Here is a 13268-nt window from a genome sequence, read left to right on the forward strand (position 1 = left end):
AGAGCCTCATCTGTTGGTCGACCTTCGTAACCTCTAAACTTCGTCAGCACCAGCGCATATTCACGCTTTGTTCCGATAATCCCCAGCAAACCTAGATGAGCGCGGTTCACAAGCACCTACCGAAAGCTCCCAATCAGGAGCCGGTGGCATGAACGTGTGTGTCGGCGACGTTCAGGAGATCAAGAAGAACGGCGGTCGTGAGGTCTGCGACGCGTGAGTCGCCGGAATTCAACCCGCTGGTCCAACGGATCGACCCAATAGAGAAAACGTAGCCGGGATAATTCGAAATCAGGACGATGTCGCCCTTGACCTTGCCCGAAAGATGAACCTTGGCGTCGGGTATGAGTTCATCCAGTCCGCCGAACTCCTCCACCGTCGGCAGGTAGTCATCGGGCATGCTGTTCAAGCTCGCGAGAACAACTGCATGCCGAGGGCTGCCGAATTCAACAGCAAAACGATCGACTTCAAGTCCGGCGATACCGAACGGCCGGTCGCCAATTGATGCGATGCAGGCCATCGTCCTCTTCAACTCGGGCGGTACGGACACATCGGCAACCAGCTTGTAGTCGCCGTCGCCGGAGAAGCCGTGCGCGCAGAACCCGATTCCGAAAGTTGCGTTCGGTGGCCTTCCGAGACTACGCCACAAACCACCGTCTGATCCATCGAGCTGCTGGCGTCTTTCGCCAATCCCGGATGTCCAAGTCCTCGTCCCTTCCGATCGGCGAACCTCAACGAACTCCGGATGATTGCCGTCCAGTCCGACCGACCAGTAGAAACCGTTCCCTCCGAGATACATCAAGGATCGCCCCAGCCTTAGATAGTCGTCGTAAGCATTCAAAACCGAAGCACTTGCGTATTCCGGATGCGATCCCGTGATGACGACATCGTAGTTCTCCAGGCTCGCACTGCCTTCGACATGGAGTACTTCGTCCGTCAGAATATCAAACTCGCCAACCACTTTACCGAGCCACGCAACTATCTCCAGGTCAGCCGAGAACTGGTGTGCGAAGCCCTGAAGCTGTGAATTGAAGTCAGCGCGGATCGTGACCTGCGGCCTCTTGAGGGACGCGAGCGCAACTCCCGAACCGTCGCTGTGAACACTATAGAGAGACAGAAGGTTATTCTCGATCGCGTAGCTGTAAAGCGGCACCGATGACCGAAGGTTCCTCCGCCTAAAGATGCGCGGGTCAGCATGTTCGGCGAAGGTATTGTTTGCGTAGGCCCTATAGCTGAACGTCGGAAGAACGAGCGCCACCCGGGCTCCCGTTGAGCGTCCGGGCCTAACAAAGAACGGGATGGCGTCGAAGCTTGCCCGGTCCGACCAATTGGGGACTTCATCCTCCGACACCAAGACCGAATAAGCGCCCGACGGCAGATGCGGGAGCCCGACGACCAATGTCGTTGGCCAGCCAACGTCGCCTGTGTCGTCATCGTGAAACCATACCGCTTGATATCCGTCGGGATTAGTTCTGAAATCGTGGTTTCGACCGTCGTATCTGGACGACGTGACCGCTCTGGTAGGAGCGTTCAACAGTCTTGCCTGGAAGCCATTGCCGGATTTGTCGGTTATCTCGAATTGGCCGGCCTCATACGAACCGAAATCCCAGCTGCCGAGAACTACCCATGCCGGTCGCTGCTGCGAATACGCTTCGCAGTATGAGAGCTCGGGGTTCTCCAGCTTGCCGTTGAACTTTCCACTATCTCTGTCGCCGGCAAGCCTCAGCTCAGTTAGTGCATCCCTGGTAAGCGCAACATCGACAGAGGCCGACAGGGCTGGATACCGGTTGCGATGCAAAGTGACTTCCGTTGTGCCGGTCTCAGGAACGACAGTCCAAACGATCTCCTGCCACTCTCCGCTTACGAGCCGCAATCCATCCAGCAACTTGGTGGAGCTGTCGACGCCGGCGACCTGCAGTCGGCCATCTCCATCCATTCTCAGGCAGACATCCCCTTCGTCAAACTCCATTTCGCAGAGCACCGACCCTTCAATCCTCGTCGCAGTCGGGAGAACCCTGAACCTAACACTGAGAGCCGCAGCTTTGGGAGACTTCACAGCGGCGACAAAGCGGGACCCAGAGATGATCTTCCTTTCCGCGCAATCGTCGACGAATCCCGTGACGCCGACGTCGACAGTATGCTTCGCCCAATCCCCTGATTCCTTTATTGGGCCGATATGTCTGACTAAGCGCCAGTGGATTCGTTGCTTCTTCGAACTGATCTTGAAATGAACCTCGTCGTCCGCCTCGAAGACCCAACGGTCCGTGTAACCAGTAATGCGCAACATGACGGTACTACATGCAGGAGTTCGTTTTCAGGTAGTCGGGAACTTTGATCGCCCCGCTCGCGATACCGCTTTCGATCTCATTCACTTTTTGGACGTCCGCCTCGGTAAGGAGCGGCTTGTTGTTGTCGTCCAAGGCCCAACCAACGCCCTTTTCCTTCACACCGAGGATCAGGGTTCCACCTTTCCACTTACCGTCGGCAGCGTCTTTCAACGTCTGGTAAACGGCGACGTCGATAAAGGCGGTTGCGCTCGTGAGTACGTTTCCGGGTTGCACACCGTTCTGGTTGGTGCCAACGCCGATCGCTAGCTTCTTGGCGTCGGCAGCAGCCTGTAGAACGCCCATCGTGCTGCCGCCGGCAGCACCGAAGACGACATCAGCGCCTTGGTCGAACTGGCTTAGAGCCAGCTCTCTTGCACGGGCAGGATCAGACCAGGCAGCTGGCGTTGTGCCCGTCATATTCTGGATGACCTCGACGTTCGGGTTGACGTATCGGGCTCCAGATTCATATCCGCATTCGAAATTTCTGATGATCGGAATATCCATGCCACCCACGAAACCGACCTTTCCCGACTTGGCTTTGAGGCCAGCCAACGCTCCGACCACAAACGCACCTTCGTGGTAGGCGAATTCTATCGACTGCACGTTCGGCTCGTGGACCACGCTGTCGATGATCGCGAACTGCATTCTGGGGAACTGTGGGGCGATCTTCTTGAGCGGGTCCGACCAGGCAAATCCTACGACAACGATCGGACTCGCTCCTTGCCTCGCGTAGGTGCGAAGGGCCTGTTCCCGCTCGGTCTCACGATTGAGTTCGAACTCGAAGACCTTCGCTCCCGTTTCCTTTCGGAACCTGTCCATTCCCGCAAAAGCGTTCTCATTGAAGGATTTGTCGTACTTGCCGCCCATGTCGTAAAGCAAAGCGGGTTTTATGTCTGCCGACAACGCGGGATTGCCCAACATGGCGGCGAGGCAAGCTCCGAAGATCATCTTTCTCATGCGAAATCCCCTTCTTTTTTACGTTTTGAAAAGATCAATGATTGTGGCTGGAGCCTTCGCCTTTCGAGGAGGTGGTCCTGCCGCTGCATGCTGACGATCCATATCCCGCCCGCTCCAGTAGATCGTCGAGGTAGGAGTCGGATTGGACATGAAGATCGAGCATGGCCTGATAAGCATCGCCCTTGAGGCCAAGCAGCTCGGCGAAGGCAGGCTCGGTCTTTCTCCCCTCGTATTTGGCGGCGCGAACTGCCTGTGCGAAGCCTTCACCACCCCTTTTAAGGAGGCGCTCCTCGATCTCGAAGTGGAGAACAGCGGCTTGTTCGCGCAGGGGCTCCTCGCTTCCGAATATCTCGAAGTCCCACCGTGCCACCCGGAAGTTGGCGACTATGCATCGCTGTCCCCGAACCCATTGCCAAATCCGGAAATTCTCGCGATCGGAAAAAGCGCGCCAAATGGCCCCGGAGAACTCCGCAAGGTTCTCGACCGAGCAAATGACGTCGATATCGCTTCCCATGGCTTCGATACCGAGCGGCGGCGTTCCGGCAAGCGTCCACTCCCAATGAGCGAGGTGCCGCTCGATGTCTGCTTCGTGAACCGCCTGCAGGTAGTGGACACGCGAACCCATCGCTCAAACCTCGATGCGGCTCAAGAACATCTCCCGGAAGCGCTCACGGTCGACATCGGTGAGGATATTCGTGAGTGGAGTGTTCTTCCAATCGGGTTGGCCGCCGTTCGAGTTGTTTGTGCGTCGATCGGCGATCGTCATGCCGCGGGTCAACCTCCCCGCAAGTTCGACCTGAACGGGATACTTATTGGCTGCGGTGATGATCGCGGGGTCCGCGACGACGGCCACGGTCAGCGCTGAATGCGCCGCACAAGCGTATTGTCCGAGCTTAGCCGAGTAGAAGCGCATGTAGAACGGCATCATTTTCGCGATGTATCTGGCTTGTTCGCTGCCTGCTTCGAGACGCTTCAGATCGCTTTCGTCGAGAATGGTATCGTCTGTGACGTCGAGACCGACCATATCGACCTGCCAACCGCCCTGCTGAAGCACCATCTGGGCGCTTTCCGGATCATGCCAGGCGTCGGCCTCGGCGACCGCGGTTACATTGCCCGGAACGAAAGCAGCACCGCCCATCCAAACGACGCGTGGCAAATAGTTGGGAAGGTCAGGGTCGATCGCGAGCGCAAGTGCTAGGTTTGTGAGGGGGCCGAGAGCGATGTAGGTGATTTCACCGGGATGGGCGCGAGCGAGCTCGACAGTAAACTCGGCCGCGGATTGCTTGATCGGCTTGACGACTCCCGCCTTGGGGAAACCTGCGTTTCCCACCCCGTCGTCGCCGTGTACGAAGGGGGAGTAGTTCGGGTGGCCCACGAGCGCGCGCCCAGCACCCTTTGCAAGAGGAATATCGGTCCGCCCGAAGACCTCCATGAGGTAAGCCGTATTCTCGGTTGTCAGTTCCACACTGACGTTTCCGAAGACCGACGTGAACGCGAGAACATCCAGCTCAGGAGAACGCAACGCGAGCGCGCATCCCATCGCGTCGTCAACGCCGGTGTCCGTATCCACGATAACCTTGATAGACATTCTTCTTCCTCTCCTTGAAATTCGGACGGCTCAGCGCTCGCCCTTACGATATGGCTTCCCCGCCGCAGCCGGGCCTTCGGCTTTTCCGACCACTCCGGCGAGAAGCAGAATCGTGAGCAGGTAGGGCACCGCCTGGATCAGCTGAATTGGCATCTGGATACCTGCGATGCTCAGACCTTGGAGTCGCCCCTGCAAAGCATCCGCGAAGGCGAACAGCAAACACGCGGCGAAAACACGCCCCGGCTTCCAGTTACCGAATATCAAGGCGGCAAGTGCCATGTATCCTTGGCCCGCTGTCATGTCCCGGAAGAAAGCACCGCCTTGAACAAGCGACAGATAGGCACCTGAAGCCCCGCACAGAGCGCCGTTCAACGCCATTGCCGAATATCGCAACCGGGATACGGATATGCCCGCTGTATCGATAGCCTCAGGTTTGTCGCCACACGCGCGCAGCCTAAGGCCATAACTGCTTCGAGAGAGCACTAACCAGCTCGCGATCACTACGAGAACCGCAAAGTAGGTCAGGACTGTCTGTCCACTCAGGACATCTTTGTAGAAGGGTCCGAAAACCGGGATTCTGGTGAATGCTTCGGTGAAGGGCAATTCAATGGCCGCAAATCTCGACGAGCCGTCCAACGGCGGTGTCTGCCCTCCCCGCTGAAACCACGCGATTCCCATGAACGCAGTCAGCCCGCTGGCCAGGATGTTCACGGCCAATCCGACGACGACTTGATTGCCCCTCAGAGTGATGGACGCGAAACCCTGGGCAAGCGAGACCGCCAGCGCGACCGCGACGCCACCCATCAAACCGACAAAGGGATCACCTGAGACGGCGGCGCATGATCCCGCCGCGAAGGCACCCGCCAGCATCTTCCCCTCGAGCCCTATGTCGACGACGCCCGAGCTTTCAGCATAGAGGCCACCCATTGCGGCAAGCACGACTGGAACGGCAAGTCTTAGGGCCGATGCGGTCAGAAGGATGATATCTACGAATTCCATGAGACGGTCTCCCTGCCATGCGTGACCTTGCCGATTGCTCTCTCGACAAGAGAAACGGCCAGCGGCCTAAGAACGTGGGTGAGCCCGCCCGCGAAAAGGATGACCAGACCCTGCAGGACCGTCACTACGTCTCGAGAGACAGATGGGAAAAGAAACGAGAGTGACGCGCCGCCCTGGTAGAGCGCTCCGAAGAGGATGCTCGCCGGAACGATCCCGGCCGGATGATTGGCCCCGATCATGGCAACGGCAATCCCGGTGAATCCATATCCAAGGGCGAAGTCGAGCATGAGCCGATGTTGCGCGCCCATGATTTCGTTAACGGCAATCAGACCGGCGATAGCGCCGGACAAGCAGATACACTGCAGCGTCAGACGATTGACATTGATGCCGGCGAATGAGGCGGCGGCAGGATTTGCGCCAACGGCCCGCAGCTCAAAACCCCACCGCGTATGCCAAACAAGAAAGGTCACTGCGAAACATGCGCCTATGGCGACGAGTGCCATGACGTTGAGAGGAGACTCGGGGACGTCGATCCCAAGCCACGTCAGAACGCTGTCGAAACGCAAAAGCTCGATGTTGTCCGGAATCGCAGCGCTTGCCGGAATCATCGAGCTTTGCTCGCGGAAGTAATTTACGATCAGATAGATCATCAGCAGGGACGCCAGAAAATTAAACATGATGGTCGTGATGACCAGATGGCTTCCTCGCTTCGCTACCATATACGCCGGTACGAATGCCCAGGCGGCCCCCATCAACATCGAGGCGACAAGCGCGAACGGCAATGCCGCCCACCATGGCATCCAGGGCAAGAGAAAACACACCGCTATCGTACCGAGTCCGCCGACATACGCCTGCCCTTCGCCACCGATATTGAACTGCGTCGCCTGGGCGGCGACCGCGACGGCCAATCCCGAAAAGACAAAATTGGTGGCGTAGTGAAGGGTATAGGAAAGCCCGTCGAGAGTGCCAAACGCGCCCGATATCGCCACGGAAAAGGCGGCGATGGGATCTTCGCCAACGCCTGCGACGAGGAGGCCGCCAATCAACAACGCCATGAAAATATTGGCCATGGCCGCGATTACGGAGCCAATCGCTGTCGACGCTTTCTTCATGATTGCTTTTCCTTGCGTTGGTGGCTCATCGCTTCTGATTTCGAGAGCCCGGCCATCATCAGACCAATCACGGCCTCGTCGAATTCGCCTCGTTCAAGAATTCCCATGGACCGCCCTCCGAACATCACGAGAATTCGGTCCGAAAGCGAGGTGACTTCCTCAAGCTCGACGGAGACGACGAGAATGGCCTTTCCGGAGTTGCGCTCGGCCAGGATGCTTGCGTGGATTGCTTCGATAGCACCGACGTCCACGCCGCGCGTCGGCTGACCGACGACGATAATTTCGGGATTTGTTGACAGCTCACGGCCGATCACCAACTTCTGCTGGTTGCCGCCGGAAAACACGCTTGTGGCTCGCTGTGGATCGACCGGGCGAACATCAAAGCGCTTCATGAGGTCCTTGCACCAGGACGTCATCATCGCGGTGTCCATTCGAGCTCCTACGCCAGGCACCGCTCCTGATCTTTGGAGACCAAGGACGCTGTTATCCCTCGCCGGCCATTTCCCGATAATGGCGTGCCTGAGCCTATCCTCAGGCACCAGCGCCGTACCAGCTTTACGAATGTCCAGCGTGGTGATGCTTCTGGAGGCGTCCCAACTGCGGGTTCCTAGCCTGACCGTACCTTTGGCGATCGGTAACTGTCCGGCTAGACAACCCAAGAGCTCCGTCTGACCGTTGCCTGAAACTCCCGCTATGCCGAGAATTTCCCCGGATTTTATTTCAAACGAGAGGTCGGATACTCGACGGGTGCCCGCGGCATCGATTATCGTGAGGTTCTCGACGGCGACTTTAGCAGTCGTAGACGATTTCGGGCGGGATGCCGTGTTACTCACGATCCTGCGCCCCACCATCATTTCTGCGAGTTCCCCGCGTGTGACGTCCTTGGTGGCCCGCGTCTCTATGACACTACCGTTTCGGAGGACCGTCACGCTGGAAGTGACGTCTATGATCTCCTGGAGCTTGTGGGTGATCAGGATGACCGTTTTGCCCTCGCTCGCGAGTTCTCGAAAGATCCGGAAGAGACCCTGGACCTCCTGCGGTGTCAGAACGCTCGTCGGTTCATCCAGGACCAGTATATCGGCTCCGCGATAGAGCGATTTCACGATCTCGACCCGTTGCTGCACCCCGACCGGCAAATCGCGCGTGGGCACGTCCAGCGGAAAATGAAGGGAGTAGCGCTCCTGTATTTGCTGAACGAGCGCCCGGGCGCGCCGCATTCTCCCGCCCAACCAGAATTTCCCCTCGTTGCCGAGGATAATGTTCTGAAGGCCAGAGAGGCGTTCCACGAGCATAAAGTGCTGGTGGACCATGCCGATACCGTGACCGATGGCTGTAGCGGGGCAATCCAGCGTTACCTGCTTCCCGTGGAGGCGGATCGAGCCCGAGTCCGGACGATAGAGGCCAAACAGCGCGCTCATAAGGGTGGATTTGCCCGCGCCGTTCTCACCGATGATCCCGTGAACGGTTCCACAACGGATAGAAAAAGAAACGTTTCTATTCGCGACTATGGAACCGAAGTTTTTGCAGAGTTCCACGAACTCGACGGCGGGAGATCCGTCGACTTTGGCGATGTCAATTTCTCGCATCACGTACCGACACTCCATTGGGCCTAGCGACCAGGCGAGCCGAAACCAGCCTAGTCGAGTGAAAAGGGCTGTCGCTAGGCGACGCCTCAAAGCGCCGGGCAGCTTCCCGCCTTGACGAAATCCGGAACTTTTATCTTCCCGGATACGATGTCGTCTCTGAGTGAGTTCATTTTTGCGACATCCTCATCCGTCAGCAGCGGACGATTGTTGTCGTCAAGCGCCCAACCGACCGCACCGTCTTCGAGACCGAGGTGCCGCGCTCCAGGATGCCACTTCCCGGAAAGCGCGTCGTCAAGCGCGATATAGACCGCGACATCGGTGGCAGACACCGCAGAGGTCAGCACGTGCCCGGGTTGAAAGCCGTTCTGGTTGGTATCGACGCCGATCGCCAGTTTACCTGCATCTGCCGCGGCTTGAAGGACCCCGAGCGTGGTACCACCTGCGGCAGCGAACACGATGTCGGCACCGCGGTCATACTGACCGAGCGCCAATTCACGTCCCCTGGCGGGATCTGACCACGCCGCAGGGGTCGTTCCGGTCATGTTCGCGACAATGGAGGTCTTGGAATTGGTATAGTGGGCTCCATGTGAGTAGGCGCATTGGTAGTCCCGGATCAGCGGGATATCCATTCCCCCGACGAATCCAACCGCATTGGTTTTGGTCTTCAGGCCCGCCAAAGCGCCCACCATGAACGCGCCCTCATTGTATGCGAATTCCACAGACTGGACGTTGGGGAGGTCCACGTGGCTGTCAACAATGACGAAATGAGACCCAGGGAACTTGGGTGCGATCTTCTTTATGGCCAGTTCCCAGGTGAAGCCGACAGCGACAATTGGATTTGCGCCTTGCTTTGCGAACGTCAGCAGAGCTTGATCGCGCTGCGCGTCGTTGCTCGGCTCGAACTCCATAAAGGGAATTCCCTTTTCCTTCTTGAATCGGGTTGCCCCGTTGAAGGCGCTTTCATTGAATCCCCGGTCGAACTTGCCTCCGAGATCGTAAAGAAGGGCAGGCTTAATGTCGGCGGCGTAACCGCCACAACTGTTTGAGGCAGCCAATGCCACCACCAAAGCGGTCGTTAATCCCAGTTTCATCGTAATCGTTCCCAGTGTTTGTATTTGTCGCGTCATAATATCATAATGTATACATTATAACAAGTCGAATTTAACCCGCTGCTGCCCTCAGCGGCTATTTCATTGACGTTCACTTCCGGAACGGAAGAAGCCATGCGGCCGTCGCCGTAGTGATGAATAGCTCGTCATCCGCACTACCGCCGAACGCGAGATTTGACGCAATCTCGGGTGTGGCGATGCAACCGAGGAAGCTTCCGTCGGCCGCGTAGCATTCAACACCACGCCCGGTCGCAACCCAAAGCCGTCCCTTGGCATCCACGCGCATTCCGTCGGGAACGTCGTGCTCGATGTGGCAGAATTGCTGCCCAGGCCCCGCCACATGGCCACTCTCGTCAATCGCAAAAGAGAAAACGTCCCTCGGACCGCTCGGATCGAATCCGAGTTCCGGTCCCATTTCCGCTCCGCTGTCTCCGACGAAAAGCGTTCGGCCATCGAGGGAGAATGAAAGACCGTTTGGCATCGACAACCCGTCGATTTCGGCTGTGAGTTTTCCGCTCTCGCGATCGTACCGATAGACCCTGTTAGAGGATTGCTCGGGGTCGGCTTTCTGACCTTCGGCATCCGAGAGTATCCCGTATGTGGGATCGGTGAACCAAATGGCCCCGTCGGATGCCTCAACGACGTCATTGGGTGAATTAAGCCGCAGATTTTCAAAGCGATCGCAGAGTATCGAAGTCCTCCCGCTCACATCGGTGAGAGTGACGCTTCGTGAGAGGTGTTCGCAGGAGACGAAGCCGCCGTCTCGCAGGGGGCAGTGTCCGTTTGCAAAGTCGCTGGGTGAGCGAAAGACGTTAACGCCAGCGCGCCGAGAGTAAGACATCACACGGTTGTTAGGAATATCCGAGTAGATCCAGAGATCCTGCGCCCGGAGATAGGCAGGGCCTTCGCCCCATCGAAGTGACCCTTCAACCCGGAGCGCCAAACCCTGGGCGAACATCTGGTCTAAAGACATTCCGAGCATCTCGGAGAGAGACAATCTACTCATCGCTGTCCCCGACGGCATGGTACAGCTTTGCGTAAGCGCTGTGATCGAGGCCGTCCTGGCCCATGACGGAAAGGCGTTCGAAACCGGCTTTGACAAGCCGTGCATGTGGTAGCTGGTCAAGGCCATCGCTCATAGCAGCCAGACGAAGGTCCTTCAGGTGCAGCCGCACCGCTCCGGGCGCGGAATAGTCGCGTGCAGCCATCCGAGGGCCGTGTATTTTAAGCACCCGGCTTCCAGCAAATCCCCCTTCGAGAGCTTCGAGCAAGACGCCGGGATCGATCCCCCTCGACTCGGCGTATGCCAACCCCTCCGCGACTGCCGCTATCGTAACACCTACGATGATCTGGTTGGCGAGCTTGGCTGCCTGCCCGCTCCCCACCTTCCCGATATAAAAGGGATTGCCCATTGAACGCATCATGGAACGCACGCGGCCAAACGTTTCCTGAGTTCCGCCAACGAAGATGGAGAGCGTCCCTTCGCGCGCTCCAACTGTTCCCCCGGACACAGGGGCATCGAGGTAGGCGACGTCAACAGTTCCAAGAACATCGTCGTGCAAGCGAGCCGCCTCCGGGCCGGACGTTCCCATATCGATGACGATCGCCCCTGCGTCCAAGGCGCGATAGTTGCCGGTCTTGAACAGCGCTTCGTGCACGGCCACCTCGTCGCGCAGGCAGACAATAACCGCCTTCGCATGCTTGATCGCATCATTAGCGCTTTTGGCCATCTCGAAACGAGGTGAGCCATCGCGATTGCGCGGCGTGCGTGTCCACCCGACGACGTTGTATCCTGCCTGAGCGAGACGGTCCGCCATATAGACGCCCATCTGCCCGACACCAAGAAATGCAATCTTGTCACCTGGCTGGAGCTCGAGTCCCATCACCGAAAGCCTCACGGGGAAAGCGGATGGAGAAGACCGGAAGTTTTTAGTGCTTCCCAAAAGTCATCGGGGATGGACACGCCTACCTGGGCCGCGTTTTCCGCGGCTTGCTCTTTCGAACCTGCGCCCGATACGACGCTCGCGACGAGAGGATGCCTCAATGGGTACTGATAGGCGGCCGCTTTGAGTGGAACGCCGTGAGCTGCACACACAGCTTCGATACGCTTGGTCTTTTCTATGATTTCAGGCGTGGCGGGAACGTAGTTGTAGAATGGATTGGCGACCGCGGTACCGGTCGCAAGAATTCCGGATGCATAGGGCGAGCCGACAATGATCCCAACATCTCGCTCGGCGCAAAGCGGAAACTCCTTATCCAGCACCTGCTGGTCAAGCAACGTGAACGGCATGGCAACGAGGAAGAAATCGATATCGAACCTCCTCAGGAACTCCGGGATTGTGCCCATGATGTTCACGCCCGCGCCGATCGCCTTGATCTCACCGTAGTGCCTGAGAGTTTCGAGCGCGCGCCAACCGGAACGCTCCAAGTCCCTGAAATGTGCCGCGACCAAATCCTCCGAGCCGACCTCCGCTACGTCCAAATCGTGGATCAACAGCATATCGATCGTGTTTATGCCCAGCCGCATGAGGCTCTGGTCATAGGATTTCATGATACCGTCGTACGTGTAGTCAAAGCGGTGTTGGAACGGTAAGCCGCCGGCCCAGAACTCTCCCTTGAATGTCGACGGATCCCGGGGCCTATGGAACGTCCGGCCAACCTTGGTGGATATCACGTATTCGGAACGGTCCCGCTGGCGCAGCATTGATCCAAACCGAAGCTCACTGAGGCCTCGCCCGTACCACGGAGACGTATCATAGTATCTTACCCCTGATGCCCATGCGGTATCGAGGGTCTCGCGCGCGCGATCCTCCGGAATTCTATCGTAGATTTCCCCCAGCGGGACGCCTCCCATACCGACCGGGGAAAGCTCCAGGCCGCTTCGGCCAAGTTTACGCTTCGTCATTTGGGAGCATCCTCAGTTCGGGGCAGGCCAGCTCGACCGACACGTTTGTCCCGAGTATTCGTAATGTGCCGCTCGATCTCCTTGTGGAGCGCCGCCTGCTTGCGGTCCCTGATGAGTTCGACAAGTACCACGTGGTCCTGGATTGCCGCTTCGTAGTCGAAGTTGACATTCCGCTCGCGCATCAGGAAGACGAGGACAGCGCGGGACAAAGAATCCCAGATCGGTTTTAGCAAAGGACTCATCGAGAGCTCGATCACCTTCGCGTGGAAAGCCAGATCGGCGCGACAGTACATTAGCTGGTCATCAACCTTCGAAGCCCTGCGAAGGCTTTCGACAGCGTCCGTGAGCTCCGTAAGAATCTCGGGGTGCCGGGGGACAAGCTTGAGGAGACGCCGAAGCGCGATCCGCTCTACCGAGAGGCGGATCTCGAGCATTTCGGCCATCTCGTCGGGACCGAGGTCTGCGAGGAAGCTGCCTCTGTTCGGCTCCGTTCGAACCACGCCCTGAGCGCCTAGTATTCTAAAGGCTTCGCGAACGGGAACGCGGCTCACGTTGAGCAGCTCGCAGATTTCCTTCTCGTAAAGCCGCTGCCCCGCTTCCAGCCGCCCCATGGCCAGCAGCTCGACAATGTGGTCAGCCAACTGTTCCGGGAGCGTGCGATGTTTAAATTGGGCTTCGATGATCATGG

Annotated in this window: 12 protein-coding genes; all 12 read right to left on the reverse strand. The window is 57.9% G+C overall.

What is annotated here, in order from left to right; translation table 11 throughout:
• Positions 1–133 precede the first annotated feature (133 nt).
• Positions 134–2284: a N,N-dimethylformamidase beta subunit family domain-containing protein gene (locus tag ACFPWW_RS13890; protein ID WP_377312092.1), complete on the reverse strand. Its 2151-nt coding sequence runs from the start codon at positions 2282–2284 to the stop codon at positions 134–136.
• Positions 2285–2291: 7 nt separating this feature from the next.
• Complete coding sequence (locus ACFPWW_RS13895; RefSeq protein WP_377312093.1) at positions 2292–3281, reverse strand: BMP family lipoprotein; 990 nt, start codon at positions 3279–3281, stop codon at positions 2292–2294.
• A gap of 34 nt (positions 3282–3315) precedes the next feature.
• Positions 3316–3906, reverse strand: coding sequence for a DUF4269 domain-containing protein (locus ACFPWW_RS13900; protein ID WP_377312094.1), 591 nt, complete (start codon positions 3904–3906; stop codon positions 3316–3318).
• A gap of 3 nt (positions 3907–3909) precedes the next feature.
• Complete coding sequence (locus ACFPWW_RS13905; RefSeq protein ID WP_377312095.1) at positions 3910–4869, reverse strand: nucleoside hydrolase; 960 nt, start codon at positions 4867–4869, stop codon at positions 3910–3912.
• A gap of 30 nt (positions 4870–4899) precedes the next feature.
• The gene (locus tag ACFPWW_RS13910) at positions 4900–5868 is read right to left on the reverse strand and encodes an ABC transporter permease (RefSeq protein WP_377312096.1); all 969 of its coding nucleotides are present in this window, start codon (positions 5866–5868) and stop codon (positions 4900–4902) included.
• On the reverse strand, positions 5856–6980 hold the full coding sequence (locus tag ACFPWW_RS13915) for an ABC transporter permease (protein WP_377312097.1): 1125 nt from the start codon (positions 6978–6980) through the stop codon (positions 5856–5858). Before ACFPWW_RS13915 ends, ACFPWW_RS13910 begins: the two co-directional genes overlap by 13 nt.
• Entirely contained in the window at positions 6977–8566 is a 1590-nt protein-coding gene (locus ACFPWW_RS13920) for an ABC transporter ATP-binding protein (RefSeq protein WP_377312330.1), read from the reverse strand. Before ACFPWW_RS13920 ends, ACFPWW_RS13915 begins: the two co-directional genes overlap by 4 nt.
• An 86-nt stretch (positions 8567–8652) precedes the next feature.
• Positions 8653–9657, reverse strand: a complete 1005-nt coding sequence (locus ACFPWW_RS13925; protein ID WP_377312098.1) for a BMP family lipoprotein — start codon at positions 9655–9657, stop codon at positions 8653–8655.
• A gap of 109 nt (positions 9658–9766) precedes the next feature.
• Positions 9767–10681, reverse strand: a complete 915-nt coding sequence (locus ACFPWW_RS13930; RefSeq protein WP_377312099.1) for an SMP-30/gluconolactonase/LRE family protein — start codon at positions 10679–10681, stop codon at positions 9767–9769.
• Positions 10674–11558, reverse strand: a complete 885-nt coding sequence (locus tag ACFPWW_RS13935) for an NAD(P)-dependent oxidoreductase (protein ID WP_377312100.1) — start codon at positions 11556–11558, stop codon at positions 10674–10676. The genes ACFPWW_RS13930 and ACFPWW_RS13935 overlap by 8 nt, the downstream gene beginning before the upstream one ends.
• Positions 11559–11569: 11 nt before the next feature.
• On the reverse strand, positions 11570–12580 hold the full coding sequence (locus ACFPWW_RS13940; protein WP_377312101.1) for an aldo/keto reductase: 1011 nt from the start codon (positions 12578–12580) through the stop codon (positions 11570–11572).
• Positions 12577–13266, reverse strand: a complete 690-nt coding sequence (locus ACFPWW_RS13945; RefSeq protein ID WP_377312102.1) for a GntR family transcriptional regulator — start codon at positions 13264–13266, stop codon at positions 12577–12579. Before ACFPWW_RS13945 ends, ACFPWW_RS13940 begins: the two co-directional genes overlap by 4 nt.
• Positions 13267–13268 lie beyond the last annotated feature (2 nt).

Origin of the sequence: Rhizobium sp. GCM10022189 (genome assembly GCF_042656325.1) — a bacterium.
Lineage (GTDB): Bacteria > Pseudomonadota > Alphaproteobacteria > Rhizobiales > Rhizobiaceae > Rhizobium.